This window comes from Psychrobacter sp. TB20-MNA-CIBAN-0197, assembly GCF_040309765.1.
GTDB lineage: Bacteria > Pseudomonadota > Gammaproteobacteria > Pseudomonadales > Moraxellaceae > Psychrobacter > Psychrobacter submarinus.
In genome coordinates, this window is sequence record NZ_JBEOPC010000021.1 from 30,890 (window position 1) to 55,813 (window position 24,924).

17 protein-coding genes, 2 tRNA genes and 3 pseudogenes are annotated in these 24,924 nt (G+C 44.2%); 10 read left to right on the forward strand and 12 right to left on the reverse strand.

What is annotated here, in order from left to right; all coding sequences use genetic code 11:
- Nucleotides 1-59: 59 nt before the first annotated feature.
- The gene (locus AAEY83_RS08215; protein ID WP_025647276.1) at nucleotides 60-1,754 is read right to left on the reverse strand and encodes a GMC family oxidoreductase; all 1,695 of its coding nucleotides are present in this window, start codon (nucleotides 1,752-1,754) and stop codon (nucleotides 60-62) included.
- A 247-nt stretch (nucleotides 1,755-2,001) separates the two neighbouring features.
- Between AAEY83_RS08215 and AAEY83_RS08220 the strand changes: the two genes are divergently transcribed.
- From AAEY83_RS08220 to AAEY83_RS08230, 3 genes and pseudogenes are all read left to right on the forward strand, one after another.
- On the forward strand, nucleotides 2,002-3,072 hold the full coding sequence (locus AAEY83_RS08220; RefSeq protein ID WP_025647278.1) for a helix-turn-helix transcriptional regulator: 1,071 nt from the start codon (nucleotides 2,002-2,004) through the stop codon (nucleotides 3,070-3,072).
- A gap of 260 nt (nucleotides 3,073-3,332) precedes the next feature.
- Nucleotides 3,333-3,611: pseudogene (locus AAEY83_RS08225) on the forward strand (manganese efflux pump); the annotation flags it as partial.
- Between the two features lie 64 nt (nucleotides 3,612-3,675).
- Nucleotides 3,676-4,841: pseudogene (locus AAEY83_RS08230) on the forward strand (IS3 family transposase).
- Between the two features lie 508 nt (nucleotides 4,842-5,349).
- Here AAEY83_RS08230 and AAEY83_RS08235 read toward each other — a convergent pair.
- From AAEY83_RS08235 to msrB, 4 genes are all read right to left on the reverse strand, one after another.
- Nucleotides 5,350-5,426 (reverse strand) — tRNA-Asp (locus AAEY83_RS08235).
- A 36-nt stretch (nucleotides 5,427-5,462) separates the two neighbouring features.
- A tRNA-Val gene (locus AAEY83_RS08240) sits at nucleotides 5,463-5,538 on the reverse strand.
- A 409-nt stretch (nucleotides 5,539-5,947) separates the two neighbouring features.
- Entirely contained in the window at nucleotides 5,948-6,436 is a 489-nt protein-coding gene (locus AAEY83_RS08245) for a glutathione peroxidase (protein WP_025647284.1), read from the reverse strand.
- A 141-nt stretch (nucleotides 6,437-6,577) separates the two neighbouring features.
- Nucleotides 6,578-7,003 (reverse strand): peptide-methionine (R)-S-oxide reductase MsrB, encoded by a 426-nt coding sequence (gene msrB, locus AAEY83_RS08250; RefSeq protein WP_025647286.1) that lies wholly within the window; start codon nucleotides 7,001-7,003, stop codon nucleotides 6,578-6,580.
- Between the two features lie 402 nt (nucleotides 7,004-7,405).
- Between msrB and AAEY83_RS08255 the strand changes: the two genes are divergently transcribed.
- Entirely contained in the window at nucleotides 7,406-9,124 is a 1,719-nt protein-coding gene (locus AAEY83_RS08255) for an aminotransferase class I/II-fold pyridoxal phosphate-dependent enzyme (protein ID WP_025647288.1), read from the forward strand.
- Between the two features lie 108 nt (nucleotides 9,125-9,232).
- On the opposite strand, the gene AAEY83_RS08260 is transcribed toward AAEY83_RS08255, so the two are convergent.
- Nucleotides 9,233-10,843 (reverse strand): inorganic phosphate transporter, encoded by a 1,611-nt coding sequence (locus AAEY83_RS08260; protein WP_025647290.1) that lies wholly within the window; start codon nucleotides 10,841-10,843, stop codon nucleotides 9,233-9,235.
- Between the two features lie 562 nt (nucleotides 10,844-11,405).
- Nucleotides 11,406-13,049: an ATPase gene (locus tag AAEY83_RS08265; protein WP_025647292.1), complete on the reverse strand. Its 1,644-nt coding sequence runs from the start codon at nucleotides 13,047-13,049 to the stop codon at nucleotides 11,406-11,408.
- Between the two features lie 798 nt (nucleotides 13,050-13,847).
- Between AAEY83_RS08265 and AAEY83_RS08270 the strand changes: the two genes are divergently transcribed.
- The 5 genes and pseudogenes from AAEY83_RS08270 to AAEY83_RS08290 all read left to right on the forward strand — a co-directional run.
- The gene (locus AAEY83_RS08270; protein WP_025647294.1) at nucleotides 13,848-14,561 is read left to right on the forward strand and encodes an FFLEELY motif protein; all 714 of its coding nucleotides are present in this window, start codon (nucleotides 13,848-13,850) and stop codon (nucleotides 14,559-14,561) included.
- Nucleotides 14,562-14,662: 101 nt separating this feature from the next.
- On the forward strand, nucleotides 14,663-15,778 hold the full coding sequence (gene ubiE, locus AAEY83_RS08275) for a bifunctional demethylmenaquinone methyltransferase/2-methoxy-6-polyprenyl-1,4-benzoquinol methylase UbiE (RefSeq protein WP_025647296.1): 1,116 nt from the start codon (nucleotides 14,663-14,665) through the stop codon (nucleotides 15,776-15,778).
- A gap of 48 nt (nucleotides 15,779-15,826) precedes the next feature.
- Nucleotides 15,827-16,528, forward strand: a complete 702-nt coding sequence (locus AAEY83_RS08280) for a ubiquinone biosynthesis accessory factor UbiJ (protein WP_025647298.1) — start codon at nucleotides 15,827-15,829, stop codon at nucleotides 16,526-16,528.
- A gap of 73 nt (nucleotides 16,529-16,601) precedes the next feature.
- Nucleotides 16,602-18,263 (forward strand): ABC1 kinase family protein, encoded by a 1,662-nt coding sequence (locus AAEY83_RS08285; protein ID WP_025647307.1) that lies wholly within the window; start codon nucleotides 16,602-16,604, stop codon nucleotides 18,261-18,263.
- Nucleotides 18,264-18,372: 109 nt separating this feature from the next.
- Nucleotides 18,373-18,654, forward strand: a pseudogene (locus AAEY83_RS08290) (FAD-binding oxidoreductase); the annotation flags it as partial.
- A gap of 114 nt (nucleotides 18,655-18,768) precedes the next feature.
- Here the strand turns inward: AAEY83_RS08290 and ruvB are convergent.
- The 5 genes from ruvB to AAEY83_RS08315 form a co-directional block, all read right to left on the reverse strand.
- Entirely contained in the window at nucleotides 18,769-19,752 is a 984-nt protein-coding gene (gene ruvB, locus AAEY83_RS08295) for a Holliday junction branch migration DNA helicase RuvB (protein WP_025647309.1), read from the reverse strand.
- A 161-nt stretch (nucleotides 19,753-19,913) separates the two neighbouring features.
- A complete protein-coding gene (gene ruvA, locus AAEY83_RS08300; protein WP_025647310.1) occupies nucleotides 19,914-20,534 on the reverse strand; it encodes a Holliday junction branch migration protein RuvA in 621 nt (206 codons plus the stop codon).
- A gap of 65 nt (nucleotides 20,535-20,599) precedes the next feature.
- A complete protein-coding gene (gene fba, locus AAEY83_RS08305) occupies nucleotides 20,600-21,637 on the reverse strand; it encodes a class II fructose-bisphosphate aldolase (RefSeq protein WP_025647311.1) in 1,038 nt (345 codons plus the stop codon).
- Nucleotides 21,638-21,918: 281 nt separating this feature from the next.
- Nucleotides 21,919-22,305, reverse strand: a complete 387-nt coding sequence (locus AAEY83_RS08310; protein ID WP_025647312.1) for a hypothetical protein — start codon at nucleotides 22,303-22,305, stop codon at nucleotides 21,919-21,921.
- A 223-nt stretch (nucleotides 22,306-22,528) separates the two neighbouring features.
- Complete coding sequence (locus AAEY83_RS08315; protein WP_025647313.1) at nucleotides 22,529-23,743, reverse strand: phosphoglycerate kinase; 1,215 nt, start codon at nucleotides 23,741-23,743, stop codon at nucleotides 22,529-22,531.
- Nucleotides 23,744-24,399: 656 nt separating this feature from the next.
- Between AAEY83_RS08315 and AAEY83_RS08320 the strand changes: the two genes are divergently transcribed.
- Nucleotides 24,400-24,729, forward strand: a complete 330-nt coding sequence (locus AAEY83_RS08320; RefSeq protein ID WP_025647315.1) for a TraR/DksA family transcriptional regulator — start codon at nucleotides 24,400-24,402, stop codon at nucleotides 24,727-24,729.
- Nucleotides 24,730-24,924: the final 195 nt, after the last annotated feature.

Here is a 24,924-nt window from a genome sequence, read left to right on the forward strand (position 1 = left end):
TTGTTGTCAGTTTAAACGGCTTTGTACCTTATCGTTTAGATAAGCCTTTGCAGGTTTTGCTAAATCTTTGCCATTCCTTGTGTTTGAGCGTTTAGTTTGTGAAGGTTTGCTGCGTCAGTATGGTTCATAGCCTGATTTAGAACGTGGCGCTCAGCTTTTATTTCATGAGCGACTTTTTCTGCAATCGCTATCGTTGGAGCGTTAGTATTGGCACTATTGAGCGTTGGCATAATAGAGGCATCTACCACGCGAAGTCCGACAACACCCCTAACCTTGAGGTCCAAGTCCACTACGGATTCAGCGTCCGAGCCCATTCTACAGGTACCGACTGGATGATAAATCGTATCTGACTTATTACGGATATAACCTAACAAGCCATCTTTTTTTAAGAAGGGCGCTGCGTAATCTTCAGTAATATATTTCGCCATTGGTTGCTCTTGCATGATGTCACGTGTACGCTGCGCACCTGCCATCATCATCTCAATATCTTTTGGATGATCTAAATAGTTAGGATCGATTAGTAGGGCTGCACTAGGGTCAGCAGAGGCTAGCTTTACAGTGCCGCGGCTTTCAGGTCGTAGATAACAGCTATGAACAGATATCGCATAACCCCATTTAACTTGACGCCCATGATCTATCACTCTAGATATAACAAAATGAAGCTGGGTATCAGGCCAATCATTAGGGGTTGCTTTGGTAGCACTAAAGAACGCTGCACCTTCAGCGAAGTTGGTCGATAATAACCCAGTCCCATCTCTTCTCCAGTCACTTACACCTTTTATAAGGTTCAGACCAGCGGTAAAGCCTACGCCAAACACATCTTTTGTATTGACCTCATAGTCAAAAACTACATCGAGGTGATCTTGTAGGTTTTCTCCTACATTTGGGGCATCATAAACAACGGTAATGCCATGTTGCTCAAGTTCCTGTTTAGGACCAATACCTGATAGTTTTAGAATTTTTGGCGAGCCGAAAGCTCCCGCACACAAAATGACTTCTGCATTGGCTTTAATAGTGTTTTCTTGGTTATTCTTAACATAAACCATGCCTGATGCGATACCGTTCTCAATCAGAACACGAGATGCAAGTGCACTTGTGACAATCGTTAAGTTTGGTCTATCTTCTATAGGGTGGAGGTAAGCGGCGGCAGCCGAACAACGCTGGCCTTGTTTTTCACCATGAAAATGAGTGACTTGATACAGACCCGCTCCATCTTGCTTATTGCCATTGAAATCGTCATTTCTATCTAAACCATTGGTGACACAAGCATCGATGAAAGCAGAAGTAATAGGTCGAGGACTTAGAGGGTCAGCAACATGTAAGGGTCCGCTATCTCCATGAAACTCATCTTCACCGCGAACATTATTTTCAGCTTTTTTAAAAAAAGGTAATAACGCTTCAAAGTCCCAACCCTTACATCCTTCATCAGCCCAGCGATCATAATCTTTGGCACTGCCACGAGTATAAACCATAGCATTAATGGCTGATGAGCCACCTAAGCATTTGCCACGAGGTTGATAACCAATGCGATTATTTAGGTTTTTTTGCGGAATAGTATTTAGACACCAATTATTTATCTTAATCGGTTTATCTCTCATTTGTGCGATAACAGCTGCTGGCATACGCACAACTAAATCTTTGCCGTCACCGCCTGATTCTAAAAGACAGACTGTAGTTTTCGGGTCTTCACTTAAGCGACTTGCCAAGACAGACCCTGCTGATCCACCGCCAACGATAATATAATCAAATTCCATGATTAATATACTCCTTCCTTGTATTGTCCTAGCTAGTACTAGGCTTTTTTTGCTAAAGTGCTAAAGTTAGATAATTAATCTAACGGATAAAGCAGGTAAAATATTGATAAAACTCATTAATATCTTTTATTAGTATGCTTTTTTATGAACTATTATTACTTATAAGTGTCTTGATCATGATGCTAAAGACACTCTAAAAGGTGAACTATAGTTTTAAATTATATCAAGATAAACACAGAGTAAAACTATGGAACTCAATGAATATACGGTTCATAAAATGACAGCAATCTGTTATAGAAAAGCCGTAGCAACTTATCTGATACAGATAAATCGCTCGTCTGATATACCCAGAATAATGTCACAATTTAGTGATCTTGATGATTTTGAAGGCGATAGGATGCCACTCGCTGTCGTTACAAATGAGTTCAATTTGGCTACCTACTTCTTCCAAGATGATTACATAGGGTTAAAAGTTTTTAACTATATTGAAATCGAGTCTCTTCCTTTTTATAAAGGAATAAGCCAATGTATCAATCCTTTAATAAACGCTAATATCGATATCCCTCTTATTGTTCTCTGCCGCTTGATTTCGCGTTACTTCAGAGTAATGACTGAATCAATCGAGGTTCATTTATTTGAGAGAAAAGATTTAATCCGTCTTGAGTTCAATCCAAGCATGCCTGAACAGATTAATAAACATCAAATTGATGGTATTATTTTCTCTGTTTATAAAATCATATCGACATTTAACTCACTCAAACCTGTAGAACTCACTTTGGCACATCGTCAGTCTTCCCAAGGATTTGAACTATATAAACAGTTTTTAGGTGTTCCAGCAGAGATGTCTAAAACAATTAATAGTTTAACGTATCGGATTGATAGGGTTGATCACATTTACTACTCATCGGAACATGCAAAAAATACGATAGGAAGTACATTTTTTATCAATCCTTTGCACCATATGCTTGATAAAAACTTTACCCATACCAGCTATACGCAACGTTGCCAACATATACTCATAACAATCATGGGGCTAAATGAAGCAACTCGTGAACGAGTTGCTCAGGTGCTCAATATGAGTGTTAGTAGCTTGCAGAGACGCCTAAGAGAAGAAGGTACCTCTTTTAAAGCGTTGCTATTAGATGTTCGAAAAAAGTTAGCGCATAAGTACTTAATAGAGCAAGGGTTGTCAGCTACTGATACGGCATTCTTACTTGGCTATCATTCTAGCAGCCAGTTTTTTGGTGCTTTTAAGAGTTGGTTTAAAATGACTCCAAAAGCCTATATAAAATATCAATCAGATCAACAAAATTTATAATAAAAAGGGTAAAATTATAAGAGTGAGACCCTGGTTACTTATAGTTAGTCTGTTAACTTTAACTTATGATTATTCTTAGTGATATATGTATTTAGGTCAAAGTAAATAAATTTTGTCTTAATTCGGGTCAAGCATCAGTAATGCTCAATAAGTTATTAAAAGAAGACAACACGTTTATTGCGCACGAAAGAGATTATTATCTTATTTAAAAATAAATTATTCATACATATAAACTTTGCTAGCGTTCAACTTACGCTTCAATCGGTCTTAGCTTAACGTATAGAAACGATATTAAGCCGTAATTTATAAAAATTGACTTACTTATTGGTGTGTATTTCGGGGTTGCACAAGGGGTGATGTCGCTAATTGATTATGCGCTTGGTTCTATTATGCTGGGTTGATTTTCTGAAGGGGCTGCTTGGATTGCCTTTGTCATACTGATAGTGCTTGGGATTAAAATGCTCTATGAGTCGCGTTCAGTGAACGATGACGATACTAAGATCAATTTAATTCATAAAACACTACTGTCATTAGCTATTGAGCTATGCTGAAGAAACCTTACAAGTAAACTTGGTAAACTAACGACTCAACGAAGAGTTTACCATGGCCAAGAAAGTAAGAACCTACAGTGACGAATTTAAAGCCGAAGCCGTAAAGAAGATAGCAGAGAACAACGGCAATATTTCAGCGACTGCAAAGCAGCTAGACATCGCCATGCAAACCTTATCGAACTGGCAGAACAAAGCTAACCAAGTTAAGCTTAAAGGGTCTGAACAATATGATCCACAGCTTATGGCCGTGATGGAAGAGAACAAACGCCTCAAACGACAGCTTAAAGTCGCTGAGGAGGAGCGCGAGATCTTAAAAAAGGTGACGGCGTACTTCGCCAAGCACAGCTAGTAAAGTACGCCTTTATCAAAGACAATCATTAGATATTTAGCACCACTACTATGTGCCATGTATTAATCATTAAGCCCTCAAGCTACTACGATTGGCTAAGTCGTGACATCAGCGAACAGCAGGTACACCGCAATCAGTGCGAGCTACTGGTTAAAGCCGCGCACAGTGAAACTAAAGAGCGCTATGGATATGAGCGACTACATGCAACGCTCACCGAACAAGGGCATGATATTAGTCTATACATGGTCAGAAACATCAAAGAAGAATTTGGCATCAAATGCTGTCGTCACAAGCGCTTTAAAGTCACCACTGACTCTAATCATAACAAACTGGTCTATCCAAACGTGCTCGATCAGAAGTTTGACACCAGTCGCCCTAATGAGTCTTGGGTTAGCGATATTACTTATATCTGGACAAACGAGGGCTGGCTGTACTTAGCAGGGGCCAAGGACTTATATACCGAAGAGCTGGTCGGCTATGCTATCAACAAACGCATGACCGCAGATTTGGTCTGTCGCGCATTGAACATGGCCATCAAGAACAAACGACCTGCCAAAAAACTAATAGTCCATTCTGACAGAGGCAGCCAGTATTGCAGCCATGCCTACCACAAGATCGTTAAGCAGCATCAATTTACAGGCTCAATGAGCGCTAAAGGTAATTGCTTCGACAATGCTCCGATAGAAAGCTTCTGGGGCACTTTAAAGAACGAGCTGGTATATCATCAGGATTATAAGACTAGATTTGCAGCGATCAACGATATTATTAGATACATCGAGTTGTACTACAACCAAACGAGAATTCAAAAGGGTTTAGGCTATAAATCGCCAAGGCAGGTGTGGTTTGACTACTATCGTCAAGCTGCGTAACTAAAATCTCCCAAGTTTAACTGTACGGATTTGACGGCAGAGGTCACCTTTGGAATGTTTTTATTTAGCAGAAAAATTGAGGTTGTGGGCAATACCATTTTGTATTGAAACTGACAAAGTGGTTATCGGTGAATGGGTAGAAAGGTTTCCGTCTTTACATCAAACTTAGTTTGAGGCTGATCCTTTAAGCTCCTGAACTTATCGATAAGCATAAAAATTGGCGATCAGTTACCGTCAGCAACTTTTAATAACCTTGGTCACGAAATGGTCACCGTTTGGTCACCGAGCACTTGGTCACCGACTTTCAAAAGGCAGAGTGCATGTATGCAGACTTATAGAAAATACATTATTAAAGAGTGGACTACTTCTTAAGGGTTGATAAAGAAAAAATAACCAACCCTTACGGATAAAGGCTTTAAGCAGAAATTCAGACACAAAAAAACCCCAAACAATGTAATGTTTGAGGCGAAACTTGCTTAAACTCATAAGTTTAAATTCGTTTTAAATATGGCGCAGCGGACGGGACTCGAACCCGCGACCCCCGGCGTGACAGGCCGGTATTCTAACCAACTGAACTACCGCTGCTTAGGTCGTTTAGCTTTTTTGCCACAAGCTAGTAAGTGGTGGGTGATGACGGATTCGAACCGCCGACATTCTGCGTGTAAGGCAGACGCTCTACCAACTGAGCTAATCACCCTGAGCGAGGATATAACGAAGCACTGCTTCGTCCGAGCGCAAGAGAATTTACATTTTCGTAAATTCTAAAAGCTATACATCCAAACTAGGTATTACTGAATTTTCCTTAAAGGGAAAATTCTAGAAACCTTAACCCAAAACTGAGTTTAAGATTTCTTATATCCAGCTAATCAAGACTGTCACATATTAATTAACCTCTGACAGCTCAGAACCAATAAAGCCCCTTGCTGTGGGTGTGTATTATATAGATTTGGTGATGCCTGTCAAACAGTTTTCATCATTTTTAGTAATTTTTTTTGCTTTTTATAGTGACTTACTAGCAAGCAGCTGTTTTTATTAGCTTTATATTCAAAAAATATTTAGATAATTTGTTTCCTGCTTACTAGCTACCTCGTCTTAGTAATAGAAATTTATTTAGCAGCGGCCAGCGCTTTTTCAATATCAGCTTTAAGAGCCTCAGGCTTAGTGGTTGGTGCATAACGCTCAAGCACTTGCCCATCGCTACCTATCAAAAACTTAGTAAAGTTCCATTTGATACCATTAGTGAGCAGGCCACCTTTTTGCTCTTTAAGCCACTTAAAAATTGGATGGGCATCGCTACCATTGACATCGACTTTGGCCATCATCGGGAAGCTGACGCCGTAGTTTTTTTGACAAAAAGCGCCGATCTCTTCGTTACTACCGGGGTCTTGTCCGCCAAACTGATTACACGGAAAGCCAATGATGGTTAATTTTTGGTCTTTATACTGCTCATTTAGGACTTCAAGCCCCTCAAACTGCGGGGTAAAACCACATTTGCTCGCGGTATTAACCACTAGCAGCACTTGCCCCTCAAAGTCAGCAAAAGACTGCTCTGTGCCATCCATACGCTCAGCCGTAAAATCATAAATCGTACTCATTATTCATCCTTAATTAAATTGTCTTTTATTACGCTTCACCTATTTATAAAAAAACCTACTGATAAAAAAATAAGGGAGCCTTATTAGCTCCCCTACTATATCTTAAAGCCTGCGTGATAAGTAGCTCATACTGAATACCGCTTAATCTTCCGCTTTATCCAAATCAATAGACACCGAGTTGATGCAATAGCGCATACCCGTGGTCTCACGCGGCCCGTCAGGGAACACATGGCCTAAATGCGCGTCACAATTACTACAAGTCACTTCAGTACGGCGCATACCTAAAGAGTCGTCAACGTGCTCATCGATAGCAGCATTATCGATACCTTGATCAAAACTTGGCCAACCGCAGCCAGCATCGAACTTGCTCTCTGAATCAAACAATTTGGCACCGCAAGCTTTACAGCGATAGATGCCTTTATCATTAACGTCATTATAGACGCCAGTGAAAGGACGTTCGGTGCCCTTCTCGCGGATGACATGATACTCATCAGCACTTAAACGCTGTTTCCAGTCGTCTTCGGTTAACTGAGCGATCTCTTCTTTGGTAAGTTGGCTGTCTTGCATAGTCATTCCTTATTCTTGGTCTCTAGATTAAAAGTCGCTTGATTAAAATTTTGAGTCTTCAAAACTTTCTGCCCTATAAGATATGATGTTTATCACTTATTATTCAATGTATGGCTAGCCGCGATTACTAAAATCACACGTTAAAATTCGCTTATATTTTTGTAAGTATACAAACTACTTTTGCTTTGATTGATACTTACAACGAATCTTAAGTATTTGATATTAATTAATTTTATAAAGCACAGCTCTTTAAGCTTACGTAAGGGAGTAGAATCAAATCATAAATTGCAAGAATAACTTGCATAAACTTAGTATAGGCGACTTGCATTATTATTTTTAATGCAATAATATCTTGCATTAAGGTATTTTATAAAGTGTTAACAAGCTGAGGTCAAAACCATTATGAGTAAAATCCAAGCTGACTCCGCTCAAGACCAGCGCTTAGCACAAGCTGAGAGACTGGTACAACTTCGCCGTGACAAAGGTCTGACCGCCGAGCAATTAGCACAGGCGATGACCAATGCGGGCGCTAAAGTCAGTCGCGGCGCTATCTCTAACTGGGAGCGCGGTATTAACGGTATTGTCTCATCCAAGCTGCCTACGCTTGCCCATATCTTAGGCTGCACAGAAGGGTATCTGCTTCGTGGCGATAGTGTCCGTGAGACTTCTAGCAACAACAATAATACTATCCGCCAAAGTTCGAGTAAATCAGCGGCTACACCTCTACCTACTTCCTCAGCAGACACCAACCAAAACCCTAAATCCTCAAGCACTTATCTTAACAACATGGCTGATACTACTGTATATCAAGTCAAGGATGGTACTACTATGACCGAGCTCAAAAAATCTGAAAAACTACAAAACGTTTGCTATGACATTCGTGGCCCTTTATTAAAAACGGCTAATAAAATGGAAGCCGAAGGTCAACGCATTCTCAAACTCAACGTCGGTAACCCTGCCCCCTTTGGCTTAGAAGCGCCGCATGAGATCCTGCGTGATGTGGCGATGAATCTACCAGAAGCGACAGGGTACTCAGACTCACAGGGGATATTTTCGGCGCGTAAAGCAGTGTTGCAGTATTATCAGTCAAAAGGTTTGCTATCGGCAGTCGATGTACGTGATGTCTATCTAGGCAATGGGGTCTCAGAGCTGATTGTGATGACGATGCAGGCGCTGATGAATGATGGCGACGAGGTCCTCATCCCAATGCCTGACTATCCGCTATGGACAGCAGCAACTAACCTCTCAGGCGGTACTGCAGTACACTATCGCTGTAATGAAGATGACAACTGGCAGCCTGATATCGAAGATATTAAGTCCAAAATCACCAGCAAAACCAAAGGCATCGTCGTTATCAACCCGAATAACCCAACGGGGGCGCTATACTCTGATGAGAACTTGAAACAGATAATCGAAGTGGCTAAAGAGCATAATTTAATTATTATGGCGGATGAGATTTATGATCGAGTCTTATACGATGATGTGGAGCATAAGCCTATGAGCACGCTTACTGATGAGGTGTTAGTCCTATCTTATAATGGCTTGTCAAAATCGCACCGTATCGCAGGTTTTCGCGCCGGCTGGATGATGGTGTCTGGTAAAAAACAGCATGCTACTGACTTTATCGAAGGCTTAGATATGCTCGCCTCTATGCGTCTGTGCTCAAACGTACAAGGACAGTATGCCATTCAAACAGCGATGGGCGGCTATCAAAGCATGAAAGAGCTGACCTCAGAGAAGGGCCGTTTATTTAAGCAGCGCGAAATGGCTATATCGCGTCTCAATGCGATACCTGGTATCTCTTGTACTATGCCGCAAGGGGCGTTTTATTGCTTTCCTAAGATGGACCCTGAGATCTATCCTATCAAAGACGATATGGAGTTTATGATGGATCTGTTGATTGATGAAAAGGTGCTGATGGTACAAGGTACTGGTTTTAATTGGGATACGCCTGATCATTTTCGCTTAGTATTCTTACCTAATCTACATGATTTAGAGAACGCTATGGATCGCCTAGATCGCTTCTTTGCCAAAAAACGCCAGCAGTTCGGTACAGACCAGCAGTTTGATCCAGACAAGACAGATAATCAAGCGGCTGGCAATCAAGCTCTTGAGGTTTAAGTGAGTGACAAGAGCACTACATTAAACCCCAGCCACACTTTGTAATAGTAAAAAAGCTTATCGATGATAACCGATAAGCTTTTTTGGTTTTTTATAGTTGGTATTTTACTAACTAAAAATCTGATTCAGTACTAAGAAGCTAATAGCCGACAGCGTGGCGGCGACGGGTAGAGTGATAACCCACGCCAGTCCAATAGGCTTCATAAGCGCCCAATTGGTGTTTCTATTGACGATACCAATCCCCAATACCGCACCGACCAACGTATGCGTACTCGATACTGGCAGACCCATGGTCGAGGCGCCCATCACGACGGCAGCGGCGGCCAACTCTGCCGAAAAGCCAGAAGCGGGATGCATTTTTGCCAAATTGGTACCGACGGTTTGAATGACTTCTTTACCAATAAACCAAAGACCGACGATCAGCGCCACCCCAAACGTCAACATCACCGCTGGTGGCACTGCCGCTTGTGAGGCAATCTCATTGGTACGAATGACATCCATAATAGCCGCAAACGGGCCGACGGCGTTGGCAATGTCGTTTGAACCATGACTAAAGGCAAAAGCGGACGCCGTAAATACTTGCATCCAGCTAAACATAATAAAGGTCGCTTTGGTCAAATCCTCTTTATGCTTACCGCGGATACTTTTGGTATAGATAAAGGTGGCCAACCAGACCAAGGCAGCAATCATGCCCATGATTAAAAAACCTTGTAGCGTCGTCAGGCTATTATTGACGTTTTTAAGACCTTTAAACACCACCAAAGACGTCATAATCGCGCCGCCAAGCGCGGCAATCATCGGCACCCATTGCTTGAGTGCTTTTAGCGTATCTAGACTGCTACGCTCATTTTCGATCTCATACAGCTTTTTGTAATAGTCCGTTTCTAAATCTTCGACGACACAATCATCATCTTTGTAGATTTCTTGGTCGCGCAGCATCGCTGAGGTATAAGCCAGCTGCTCCGACTCGGTCAGACGCTCCAGATACTCTTTATGGTTTTGTTTTAAGACTTTTTTACTGGCTTTTAATTCACCAATATGAGCCTCGGTTCTATCATTATACTCGATGATGTTTTTCTTAATTTGACCGTACAATATATAGGCCAAGATACCGCCCAATAGAGGCGATAACACCCATGAAATGGCAATGGTGCCAACCGTGCCCCAATCGACTGTCGAGAGTGCCGTCGCGCTGCCACCCAAATCAAAGCCCAACACGATAGAGCTACCAACCACCCCGCCGATGATAGAGTGCGTGGTGGAAACCGGTAGACCTTTTTTGGTAGCGAATAATAACCAAAACGCGGCAGCAATTAAGGCGGAAAGCATGACATAGATGAACTGATTAGGACTCACCGACAAGCCATCTAAATCAACAATGCCTTTACGAATAGTATTGGTGACGCTGCCCCCTGCTAGCACCGCCCCTGACACCTCAAATATCGCGGCCACCCCCAAAGCTTGCGGAATGGTCAAGGTACCTGCGCCTACTGAGGTGCCAAAAGAGTTGGCGACGTCGTTACCACCGATATTGAATGCCATAAAGACACCAAAGGCAGTAGCAACGATAAACAACGTCGTTTGCTGACGCATCGTGTAGTCGAGACCCCACCATAAGAAGTAGCTGGTCATCACAATCAGTACAATAGCAAAAAATAAATTGATTCTCATAGAACCAACCGGCTTAGTTGATGCTGCAGAGTTGCTGCTAATACCCATAAAATGAGACGCCTTGAGTAAGATTAAAGAGACTTGCTAGTAATAATGATGTCACAATACACGCTGATATCATGCTCAGTTACGTGGTTGCGGCTTAACTTCATCGTGCTTGAATCTGGATAGAGCTACTCTATTGAATGTATAGCAATCCTTCTAAACTTGCCTGCCACAGGCTATAGACATACAATTAAGCCGCAAGTAACAGTCCGAATCAATTGATTAAGGCAGCTCGCGGCTTAGGTCACTAGCGGTTATCTACATCATAAATATCCGCTGACAAGTTTATTAGAATGGAACCATTAGAATTAGAACAAATCATTAAAATGCGACAATGAAATACCAAATAATAAATATAAAAGCTGTAAACATCGACGCACTAAAACACTGAGATACTGTATTTAGGACTGATCCTAGAAATTAAAGAATCATCAGCCCTTATTTGTGCGCCCATTATATTAAAAATTTAGCATTTATGCACATTGAAATTGCCAAAATTGTAACGACAGGTTCATCAGTGCCTATCTTTTTGTTTTACCGCTGATTTTGTCTTTTATTTTGCCACTTATTTATAGGCTTTTAGTTGTGCAATAGCATGATCGAGTACATCAAGACGCGCGCGGCGCTTATCATTGGTCGCAACAATACACCAAGGCGCGTGCTCAGTATCCGTATGCGCGAGCATATCAGCTGCCGCTTGTACATAATCTGACCACTTCTCACGATTGCGCCAATCATCATCAGTGAGTTTAAATTTTTTATGCGGAGTCTCTCGTCTTGCCTCAAAGCGCTTGAGCTGCTCGTCTTTATCGATAGCTAACCAGTACTTAATCACAAGCGTGCCTGCTGCTTGCAGATCCGCCTCGAAGCGATTGATTTCCCCATAAGCGCGTTGCCAATCGGCAGGCTCAGCAAGTGCTTCAACACGTTCGACCAACACTCTTCCGTACCAAGTGCGATCAAAGATAGCAATACGGCTTATGCGATCGGTCTGCTCATTAGGCAACCGCGTCCAGAATCGCCAGAGATAAGGATGCTGCAGCTCGTAGAGCATCGGTGCGCCGATATTATAAATCTGATACTCACGCGGATCGAGTGGTGCTACCATCCTTTTTATTGAGCCGCCCTTACCCGCCGCGTCCATACCTTCAAAAGCAAATACCACATGACGACCTCCGCGAGCTCGTATGAGCTTTGCAAACTCAGCTTGCTTCTCCGCAAGCTCCTCTTTGTAATCTGACTTATCTAGGTCATGGTCTTTGATATCAGTGAGCGCTTTTGGTACCTCTGCCGCTACAAAAGTAGAAGCGGCAATATTAGACGCTGAGACGTTATCTGAGTTTTCTTCGACAGGCACCTCACTACTCGCTAATGCCGCTTGTATAGCATGAAGCACTTCATGACAAAAACTTATCTGTGCTTGCGACTTGTCATTACCATCAATGATGACCCAGTCGCCTTGCTCACGCAATATCGTTGCGGCTATTAAGTTAAACTGCTCGAGCACCTGCTCATCGCACCAGTCTATCTGATATAGATACTGAGGATCTGCGTTATCATCATTAAGACGCTCCTTTAGCGTCTCAGCATCAATATGAAACCAGCACTTTAATACTTTGGTATGATTGGTGCGCAAATCTTGCTCAAAGGTCTGAAGCTCAGCCAATTGCTCTGTTAAATAAAGGTGCCAATCTGCTGTTGGCAATTCTTGTTGCCCGCTTGCGCGGTCTGCTGATGCCTCTTGAATCATGCGCATGACGTTATGTATCAAATCGGCGTACCAATTCCCAAAATAAACCATCACATCGCCGTGACGCGGCATCGCTTTAGTATGGGCCTGCCAGATAGGCTGATAAGCTAAGGGCGGGTAGCCAATAGTAGCCTCTACTTTTAGTAGCCTTGGATCGACCCACTGCCGCAGCTGCTTGACTGAGCTGCCTTTACCTGCTTGCTCCATACCGTTGACGAGCACCAGCAAGCCGGTAGGGTTATTGGTCGGCGGCGGTGTTTGTTGCCTGGTCGCCCTAAGCGCGAATTGCGCAGTGACCAATGCAAGCCTTAGCTCGTCTTTATCCATCGAAAACTCACTCAATGGATTGGGCGTTAGCCGGCTACTAACCACTTTTGGATCTAAGCGCGCGCTGACGGCTTGCTGGGTATCATCATTTTTTTTATTGGCACCGGTTTTATGCTCTTTATCGTTAGACATAATAGCGACTCACTTAGTCATTATTTTTAGGAGGGAGTAGACGAATAATAGCATTCACTTGCCACCGAGATAATATCACTGTGTAACAGTTTGCCATTTGTATTGTTTTTTATTTAAAGGTAACTTGAGTACGATACGGCATAGCCCATATCTATAACCACTGATAATCCGCCACTGTGTAATGTCGGCACAGCAAGCTTTATAGCAAGTCTGGTAGCGGTATCGTCTCTCTTTGAGCGCAGCAAGCTTTATTCAAGCTTTTGTAAACGTAAACTTATAATTAGGGCGTGTTGAACATTCAACCATGGCACTGACAGAGACTATTTTTTAGGCGATTTGCAGATAGAAATTTTAAGTTTAGTCGTTCTAAGCGTCTATTTTTACCAATAAAGCGGCAAAAAATAGTCCTGTCCCTGTTGTTAGAGTGAGGGCTGATGCTAAAATCGCCCTAGTCGTTGTAAAAATTTAGCTAAGGCATCTGCATTACCTGCAATTTTCACTTAGACTAGAACTATTTTAGCTATCAGCAGTGCGCATTTGTGAATGTTCAACACGCCCTAGTAAAGAAAGAAAAAAAAGCGCATAACAACGGAAAAGCGCTAGTCTTTGATGTATCATAGCCTCATAACAAAATACCAAAGTAGTCGCTAGACTCATTTACGAAGTCTTGGGGTTCATAAAAAGCTTTGGTTTACAAAACAAGGTTACGCTCACCACGCTTTTTTGCTATTAGTATAAGTCACAAACCGCATATACTCTTAGACACGGGTTTTAACACATTTATTATAGGATTTCTTCATGTCTGCTCTATCCGATTTACAACAACACTTAGCTCATTATTGGCAATTACCTCACCACGATGATGAGGCACTCAATCAAAAGCTGACCGAAGTACAAGCTTGGCAAAGAGCACGTATCAAGCGTACTCATAGTGAGCTATTTAATAAGCCCAAAAATAAGCTGATGGCGGATTATTTTTTGACTCAGCTCTATGACGGTGCTGAATTCAAAGCGCTTGCCAAACAGCTACAGCGCATCGTTCCAAAGGCTCAGAAAGTCGAGCGTTTTGCGCCTGCTACTGCTCTAGAAACCGGGAGCATGGCAATATCAGCTTCCACTTTAGCGATTGAATTAGATTTGCATTTGGCTGAGTGGTTAATGGAGCATAGCCTACCTGTCAATGAAGACACTATGCTCAAAGCCTACCGCGCTGTTGACGAAGGCGATGCTCGTAAAGCTCAGCTCGAGAACGTCAAAGAAGTTTGTTACCGCGCTGATAAGTACATCAACTCATTTATGATAAGAAAAGCGTTTGGTATGACAAAACGTACCGCTTATCGTTATAACTTCAACTCTTTATACGACTTTATCAATTCAGGCTTCGCTGCGATGCGTCCTCTTGATAGTGTCAAAGGCTTTATCGATCCCTTTTGTGCTCGCGAGCTCAAGATTATTGACAAAGTCCATAACAGCGATAGCGACAACGCCGCACAAGTGTTTGAGGCCGCCTAAATAATTATTGATTTAAACAAATTTATTCAAATGAATTGATTTAAATGACAGTCCTTTAGCGCTTTATTCATCGCTGTGTATATCAGTAATAGGAAATATTTATGACCGATCAAACAACCTCTTCCGGCCATGGTTTAGCTCAAAATCAGAGTTTGCCGAGCGATAAACAACGAGACCAATTAGTGAAAGATAGTATTGCCACTAATCAGCAGATCACCGAGCAAGTTAAAGCACAGCAAAACACCAGTAAAGATGGCGCTCAGCAAGCCGATGATTTCACCCAAGTTCAAGACTTACCGGTAGGAACCCCGCAAGGTCAACAGACCTCGCTGTCTAACTATGATATGCCGAATACGGCTACTGATAGTCAAACCCAGTCTCAGGTGCAGTCTGCATTAAATAGCGGTGCAAGCAAAAAAGCTGCCTTTAATCAGCGCGACGATATCAATAACCCGCATACGCCAGACACCGATGGTCTAGAGCAAACGCATTTTGGCTACAAGACAGTCAATAAGGCTGAAAAACAAGCGCGCGTGGCAGACGTCTTCACCTCAGTCGCCAAAAAATACGACATCATGAATGACTTAATGTCTTTTGGTATTCACCGTTTGTGGAAGCGCTTTGCGATTAGCTTATCAGGGGTTCGCGCCGGCCAAAAGGTGCTCGATATCGCAGGTGGTACAGGCGACTTAGCAAAGGTGTTCAGCCGTGAAGTCGGTCGTCACGGTCATGTCGTGCTGTCAGATATCAACGCCGCGATGCTCGAGGTTGGCCGTGAGCGCTTAATCAATGCCGGCTGCAATAACGTCGATTTTGTCCTTGCCAATGCTGAGACGCTAGCGCCTTTTGATGATGATAGCTTTGATTTATTAACCATCAGCTTTGGTCTACGTAATGTCACGGACAAAGATGCTGCACTACGATCCATGTACCGTGTGCTCAAGCCCGGCGGACGTCTACTGATTTTAGAATTCTCTAAACCCATATTTGAGCCGTTATCAAAAGCTTACGATTTATACTCGTTCACCGCGCTACCGATGATGGGTAAAATCGTCGCTAATGATGCGGAGAGCTATCAGTATTTGGCTGAGTCAATCCGTATGCATCCCAATCAGCAAACGCTTAAGCAGATGATGCAGCAAGCGGGTTTTGTCAATTGCGATTATCATAACTTAACGGCTGGTATCGTTGCTGTGCATCGCGGTTTTAAAGCGTAGCTGCTTAAGTCTAAAGCTGAACCCTAATCTGATTACTGTGAGAATATTATGCTAACGGTCTTACTTTTGGCAGGCGCTGAGAAGCTAATTAATGTCGCTTTGATGAGTGATGAGATTACCCAAGCCGGTCTTGAGCCGCTTGCTGGTAAAGTGCTTCGCCTCAACATGGCGATGCCAGAGCTGCATTTAGACGTTATATTCAATCATAAGCGCCTACGTTTTGAACCAGTAACGACTCCTAGTGTGTTTGAGCCGCGCGGCGGCGATCCGTTAGATGAGCGCGAGCAGGCAGATATGGAGATGGCGCGGCTAGGCCACAGTCAGCCTGACTGTATTATTACCGTAGATAATCCTGCGCAGCTGCTTAACTTGCTGCGCGAGCCAAAAGGTAACTTGCCGATAGAGGGAGACTACAAAGTGCTCATGCAGCTCAAGCAGTTAGTCGCTGGGTTTGATCCTGACATTGCCGGTCAGCTAGAGCCATTGATTGGCAAACCTATGGCAAGTCAGCTACAGCTATTAATCACGCAGCTCAAATGGGGACTACGCCACAGTGGTAAGCGCGTCTTTGATGATGTCACTGACTGGGCCAATGATATCGCAGGTACTAGTGAGCCGGATCCAATTGATAAAGCTGAGGTGAACGATCTAAAGCAGCAGCTACTCAAGCTGCGTGCTGATGTCGAGCGCGAGCAGGCTAAGCTGACAGCGCTGAGAATGGAGCAAGCGCGTTTAAGACAAGATCAATAATTTACTGCGAAATCTTCTCAAACACAGCTACCACTGTTTTAACCTTGTCCCTTATCTAGAGTAATTATTATTCATGCTACTATCTCATCGCACGCGTCTACTCGAGCTTTGGCGTATTGCCGCCAGTTATCGACTCGACACCCATTTTCCTGTAGAAGAAGCGCCGCAGCTGCAGCCCGTAGCGCGTTTACTGCGGCTGCACCCTGCCGCTTGGGGCAAAAAGCATCAGCCTAATGCCGTCAAGTACGCACTTGAGGATATGGGTACGCTGTTCTTAAAATTAGGTCAGCTGCTCTCGACTCGCCGTGATTTAGTGCCGCCTGAGATCATCGAACAGCTCATTCAATTACAAGATAAAGTAAAGCCTTTCGATGTTGCTACAGCTATCGCCCAAATCGAAGATAGCAAGTATGGCTTAGGTCAGAATATTGATAGCCTATTCACCCGCTTCGATACTAAACCCTTAGCCGCCGCCTCCATTGCACAGGTACATACCGCTGCCTTGCCTGATGGCCGCGAAGTCGTCGTGAAAGTGGTGCGTCCCGATATTCAAAAGACTATCGTCGCTGACTTTGAGCTGCTGCGCGAGCTTGCGAGTTGGGCCTCTGCGCGCATAGAAGCGGCGCGTGCGGTGCATCTGATCGATATCGTCGAGGACTATCGGCAAGTGATGCTCAATGAGCTCGACTTGACGCTAGAGGCTGATAATACCACTAAGATGCGTAATAACTTCTTAGGCTCCGCGCTAATGTATGTGCCTGAGGTTTATGACGCTTCAAAGAACGTCATGGTCATGGAGCGTATTCAAGGCGTGCCGATCTCGCAAGTAGAAGTCTTTGATAAGCTTGGTTATGACCGTGCGGCATTAGCAGAAAAAGGCTTAACGATATTTTTTACCCAAGTCTTTCGTGATAATTTCTTTCATGCCGATATGCATCCGGGTAATGTCTTTGTCGAAACCCCGCCTGTTAAAACTCTTAATAGTGAGATAACCCCTGTCGACTTAGGTCATGCGCCGCGCTACATCGGTCTTGATTGTGCCATTATGGGTACTTTATCAAAGGAAGATCAGCTAATAGTGGCGCGAATGCTGCTTGCAGTGATGAATAATAACTTCACCGCCTTAGTTGATATTGTGAGCCGCGCCGGCTGGATACCGCCCAATACCGATAAACATGCCTTAGTACGTGACATGCGCCGTACGGTCGGCCCTATGGTGCAAAAATCGATCAACGAGATAGATTTTGCTGGCGTACTCATGCAGATATTAGACATTGCCCGCCGCCATCACATGAGTATCCCGCCGCAGCTGATGCTCCTGCTTAAAACCTTAGTGCATGTCGAGGGTCTAGGCCGCGATCTGTATCCTGATCTTGATATCTGGTCATTAGCTAAGCCAATTCTAAGCGGATGGATCAAAGAGCAGCTCGATCCTATGCGTAATCTGCAGCAGCTACGTCAGCAGCTGCCTGAGATTTTGTTATCGAGTACCGATATTCCAAAGCTGCTGGATCAGGGCTTACAGAGCCTAGCCTCGCAAGGCTCAAGACAAGACAGCCAACTGCGCGAGATGCAGCAAATACGCGCGGATATGCTCAATGACCGCCGCCGCGACTGGTTAGCGCTAGCAGGATTCGCGATTAGCATTGCCATTGCCACCCAAGTCATCGGCTGGTTGTCGCCGCTATTTTATATCTTGGCAGTTTTAGCCGTGCTTTGGCGTATTTTAGCTTAATAACAATCTTCAAATCCTGAGTCAAAGTAGCGCTAGCAAGGTTAGTGACACTGTCATAGTTACTGCTATGATCTTTACTGCTATAAGACGTTAAAGCCTATTTGTTTTCGGCGATGGTAATTTTCATGTGTTACTATTAGTCGATACCGAGAACCCTGAGGAGATCGCCACGGCCGATGCTATTATTAGCCGTCTAGCGGTACGTACCATCGAGATGGAAGGCACTTGTACCGGCGAGCACGGTATCGGTCAAGGCAAACAAAAACATATGGCACAAGAACACGGTAATAGCGTCGCCGTTATGCAAGCAATAAAGTCTGCACTTGACCCAAACAACATTCTTAATCCGGGGAAGATTTGGCCACAGTCGCTAGCTACAGCTGATTCATAAGCTGATAACTGCTTTTGTAAGTTCTTTTAAAATAAAAAACGCTCTCTAAAAAAGTGAGCGCTTTTTTTATTCTAAATGGCCGTCATGTTTTAAACAGCGATAAAACTTACAAACCTACTCCATCTGATCGATCGCCATCTGCGTCAATATGCGGCCGCGCGCAGTACGCAGTACATAACCTTGCTGAATAAGGTAGGGCTCAATGACATCCTCAAGCGTACCTCTATCCTCAGCCATGGCGGCCGCGACGGCTTCCACGCCTGCAGGTCCACCATCAAAACGCTCTAACAAAATCTCGATATAGCGTCTATCTAAGTGGTCAAGCCCGCGTCTATCAACGGCTAGCATATCAAGCGCACTTGCCGCTATTACTCCATTGATACTACCATCGCCTCTAACCTCAGCATAATCGCGTACTCGGCGCAGCAAGCGATTGGCAATCCTTGGCGTACCACGAGCACGGCGTGCAATCTCCACTGCCCCATCTTCGCTCATAGGAACTCCCATCAAGCGCGCTGCGCGGCTAACAATAGTGGTCAGATCAGCGATATTATAAAACTCCAAGCGCTGCACGATACCGAAGCGATCACGTAGCGGTGAGGTCAGTAGGCCCGCTCGCGTCGTCGCCGCAACCAAAGTAAAAGGCGGCAGATCAAGCTTAATGGAGCGGGCAGCGGGCCCCTCGCCAATCATAATATCGAGCTGAAAGTCCTCCATCGCTGGATAAAGGATCTCTTCGATAACTGGGCTTAAACGATGAATCTCATCAATAAATAACACATCGCCTGCCTCTAAGTTGGTCAGCATCGCCGCCAAATCACCTGCCCGCTCAAGCACTGGCCCTGAGGTTGAGCGCAGATTGCCGCCCATCTCACGCGCAATGATATTGGCAAGCGTGGTTTTACCTAGACCGGGTGGACCAAATATCAGCGTATGATCTAGCGCCTCATCACGAGCCCGCGCCGCACCAATGAACACCTCCATCTGCTCACGCACCACCGGCTGTCCGATATATTCAGCGAGTAATGACGGACGAATATTGGCATCAGGCGTATCACCTGCGCCTTCTAAGGGATTAATTAATCGCTCTTGGGTCATAGTTGTATCATTTTATAAAAATATTGAGTTAGCAAATAGCATAACCAAAGTATTGGTCTATGTCATGCATAAACCCTAATTCAGAGACAATATAAGGTAAATAAGCGACATCTAGTGTCGCTTATTTATGAAGAATTAAAAGTTGTGATCAGCGAAGTTAACTAAAATCTCGACAACTGCTGCAAGGTCGCTTTCAGTAGACTTTGGGTGTCATCAAAGGTAGCGCCGTCAGCTTTGGCTGCCTTGATGGCTTGCTGAGCTTCTTTTTCTTTATAGCCCAAGCTCACTAGCGCCCCTTCCACCTCCGCTAAAATACTACCTTCAGAGGTGACAACAACAGGCTCTACATCAAGCACTAAAGAACTATCATCAACCTCAATGTTTTTCAGCTTATCTTTGAGCTCAATCAGCAAGCGCTGCGCGGTTTTTTTGCCGATACCTGGTATGCGAGTGAGCGCAACTTCCGAATCCGCTTCAACGTGCATTTTGAGCTCCGCAGCTGACATCGCTGAAAGCATCGCTAAAGCCATCTTAGCACCGACGCCGTTGATTTTGATCAGTTGCCGAAACACGTCGCGCTCTTTACGATCGATAAAGCCAAACAGTAGCTGCGCATCTTCACGCACATGTAAGTGCGTCCAGATACTCGCTTGCTGTTCAAGCTGCAACTGACAGAACGACGACAGCGGCAGCTCGATATCATAACCCACCCCAGAGGCGGTCATAATACAAGCGGTTGATGCCATCAAATGCTGCACTTGCCCAGTAATCAGTCCTATCATATGCGCCACCTATCGTTAATAGAGTTATAAGATATCATTAAATAAGCTATTTTGACCAAGTAAACTTACTTATAAAACTCAACCATACCCTCAAGGCTAATCGGACGAATTTTATGCGCTTGACCTGCTGAGCCAAAGGCTTCAAAGCGATTAGTACAGATGTCGGACATCGCTTGCATAGACGCTTTGAAGTATTTACGCGGATCAAAGTTGCTCGGGTTTTGGGCCAAATGCTGACGAATCGCCCCTGTGGATGCCAGACGCAAGTCAGTATCGATATTCACCTTACGTACACCATGCTTAATCGCTTCAACGATTTGCTCGACGGGTACGCCGTAAGTCTCGCCGATATCGCCGCCATACTCATTGATAACTTTGAGCCATTCTTGCGGTACCGATGACGAGCCGTGCATCACTAGATGCGTATTGGGGATACGCGCATGAATCTCTTTGACCCGCTCGATAGATAAGATGTCGCCAGTCGGCGGACGGGTGAATTTATAGGCACCATGGCTAGTACCGATTGCGATCGCTAGTGCATCGACTTGGGTGTCTTTGACGAACTGCTCGGCTTCGTCGCTGCTGGTTAATAACTGCTCATGACCTAACACGCCTTCCGCGCCAGAACCATCTTCCTCGCCTGCCATGCCCGTCTCAAGGCTACCCAAACAGCCGATCTCCCCTTCTACTGAGACGCCGCAGGCATGAGAGAACTTGACGACTTCACGAGTGACGCTAGCATTGTAGTCATAGTCCATCGGTGTTTTGCCATCTTCACCTAAAGAGCCATCCATCATCACTGAGGAGAACCCTTGCTGAATAGAACGCTGACAGATCGCCGGCGACATACCATGATCTTGGTGCATAACGACCGGAATATGCGGCCATTCTTCAATAGCCGCTAGAATGAGATGACGCAAAAAAGCGGATCCAGCATAAGTACGTGCTCCTGCACTTGCTTGCACTATCACTGGTGAATCACAAGCGTCGGCTGCCATCATGATTGCTCGCATCTGCTCTAGGTTGTTGACATTAAAAGCAGGTACGCCGTAGCTATGCTCAGCGGCATGATCTAGTAGCTGACGTAGGGATATTAAGGCCATAAAACGCTCTCTATTTAAATTTTAAAGACATGAAAGTAACACTGATAATTGTTGCGGGGCGATTATAGCAAAATATACCCCTCTCTCGTAGTGCTTGTGTCTGTATTTATCTTTTTGCCACCTTAATCATAAAACCTAATAATAGACAAGGTTAGTTGGCACGACTAAACGCAAAAAAAAGCCTTGGTAATAACCAAGGCTTCTTCAATAAAGTAGAGATTTATCTTTAACTCAGTGCTCTTAAAGCTAGTGCAAAATAGTGTCAGCGGCTTAAATGAGTATTAGTACTGTTGGTCCGCTTCTACGGCCACTTCATTAGCAGCGTCTTCTGTAGCGTCAGCACCGTCAGCTACGGCTTCAGCTGTACCTTCGACAGCAGCATTTGTGCCATCAGCGATAGCATCGCCAGTATTAGCTAGCGCTTCAGTAGCAGCGGCTCCGGCTGTTTCAGCGCCTTGAGCGATTTCATCACCAGCGTTTTGCGCAGCAACTTCAGCGTCTTGAGCAGCCAATTCAGCTTCAGTAGCGGCAGCTTCTGTGTTAGCTGCGATGTCATCACCAGCAGACTCAACAGCAGCTTCGGTGTTCTCTTCAGTTTGTTGGCTACATGCAGTGACTGCAAAAGTACCAGCAAGGATACTGGCAAGTAACAAATGACGTTTTAACATAATAAACCTCTCGTAAATAATGCATGTCAAATTACATGGTTTCGCTAGTTTATAGTTAGCAAATAGGACATGCAATAAAATTTTCAGTATATTAACAATATAATAACTGCTCCATACTATTATTCTTCAACGCTATTAAATGACGATAACGTTTGCGAATAATTTGACAGCCTACCTGAGTTAATTTATGAAGTTTGTACTTCTAGTGTTACTATCAGCGATTTTAAGCGCTCAATTGTAAGGCGGCTACGGCAGGTAAAACCTTCCCTTCAACAAATTCTAAGAACGCGCCGCCGCCTGTCGACATATAGCTCACGCCATCAGCGACTTGATATTTATCAATAGCTGCTAGCGTATCGCCGCCACCAGCTATCGAAAACCCGTCGCTGTCTTGCACAGCTCTAGCGATAATTTGGGTGCCTGTACCAAAAGCATCCACTTCAAAGACCCCAACCGGGCCATTCCAAAGAATAGTCTTCGCATTATTGATAGCGTCGGCTAGTTTTTTGGCGCTTGGCTCAGCGACATCTAAGATCATATCGTCAGCGGCTATATCGGTAACCGCTTTTACCTCAGCCTTGGCTTGCTGCAGTGAGCCGGTAAAATCTGCAAAATCGATGTCATTCTTGCTGGCGGTAACCACATACTCTGGTAATAAAATGTCAGTTTTGGCCATAATATCACGCGCGGTATCGACTAAGTCTGCCTCAAATAAAGAAGCGCCAACATTGTGCCCTTTTGCTGCTAAAAAAGTGTTAGCAATACCACCGCCAACGATAATTTGGCGGCAGACGGCAGCTAGGCTATGCAGCACCTCAAGCTTCGTAGAAACTTTTGAGCCGCCAACAATCGCTAGCATAGGCTGAGCCGGCGTCTCAAGCGCGCGGCTGAGTGCATCGAGCTCAGCCGCTAGTAGTGGCCCTGCACAAGCGACTTTATCCGCCTGATGCATCGCTTGGGTCACCCCTTCTGTAGATGCCTGCGCCCGATGAGCGGTGCCAAAAGCATCCATCACAAAGACATCGCATAAGTCAGCATAATGCTGCGATAAGCTAGCATCGTTACTCTTCTCGCCTTTATTGAAGCGAACGTTCTCAAGCAGTACCACCTCTCCTGGCTGAATGTCGACACTCTGCTCTAAATAATCACGGTTTAAAGTGACCGGTTTATCAATCTGCGTGCCCAGCTTTTGGGTCAAATAGTCGGCAACTGGCGCAAGCGAGTATTTATCTTCCGGACTACCTTCAGTCGGACGACCTAAATGAGAGCAAATAATAACAGCTGCGCCTTTGTCTAAAGCCATTTTGATCGTTGGCAAGCTTGCTTGTAAACGGGCATCGCTCATCACTTTGCCGTCTTTGATGGGGACATTGAGATCTTCACGAATTAAAACCATCTTATCCGCCAATTCCAGCTCACTCATACGCAAAAAGTTCATGACCTTCTCTACCTTATCGTCTCTTATTGAATGCTTAATTTATTCATTAGCTCATGTTGAGCACGTCCAACTGCTTTGACACTATTTCATTTTACAAGCCGCATCTGCTAACTTGTTACCAGCTAGCTTTTAATCGCTAGCCCTCATATGCTGGCTCTTATGTATAGCGTTATTTGCTGGCCGCATTTTAGCGGTCTATTTCATATACCGTCAACTTTATCTCGCTTATATTTATACTTAACAAAACAGGCCACATGATAACAAACCTTCGATAAACGCTTTTAGGGCGTGTTGAACATTCAAATGTGGCACTGGCGGCGGCTATTTTTCAGGCAATACGCAGTGAAATTTTCGAAGCCTAGTCATTCTAGGATAGACAATTTCGCCATGTATTGGCAAAAAAGAGCCCCGCCCCGAAGGGCTGATGCTAAAATCACCCCAAACGGTGTTGTAAACCTAGCTAAGGCCTCGACATTATCGTCGGTTTACGCCTAGTTTGGTGCGATTTTATCTATCAGCAGTCCTAATATTTGAATGTTCAACACGCCCTTATAAACCTATTCAATAAATATCAGTAACATTTCGTGGTGGCACTATTTGCTTATTCGCCTTAAGCTGTTACGGTACAAAACAACAAAAACCAATAGGAGAGTACAATGAGTATTGATTTAGATGCGGCCAAAAAGACACTATTAGAGCTACAAGAAGAATACCAAACCCGCATCGATACTATCGAAGACCATATTCAAAACCCGCAAGACGAGCTCAATAAAGACTGGGAAGATCAAGCGATCTCTATTCGTCAAAACGATACGCGCCAGCTGCTGGCTGAAGAAGCTAGGCAGAACCTTATTTATGTTAATGAGGCGCTAAGCCGTATCGAAAACGGGACTTATACTGAGTGTGAAGTCTGCGGTGAGCCTATCCAAGAAGAGCGTCTAAAAGCCGTGCCTTACGCCACTTTATGTATGGACCACGCAGAATAAGCTATCTAAAATTTAAAATCGGGTTGTTATTAATAAACATTGAGGCATACTGTGATAAGTATGCCTTTTTTATAGCAATATTTTGTCGCAAACGTTTAAGTCATTGATGCTAAGACTTTATTAGGGCGTGTTGAACATTCGACCATGGCACTGACAGCGACTATTTTTTAGGCGATTCGATGTTAAAAATAATAA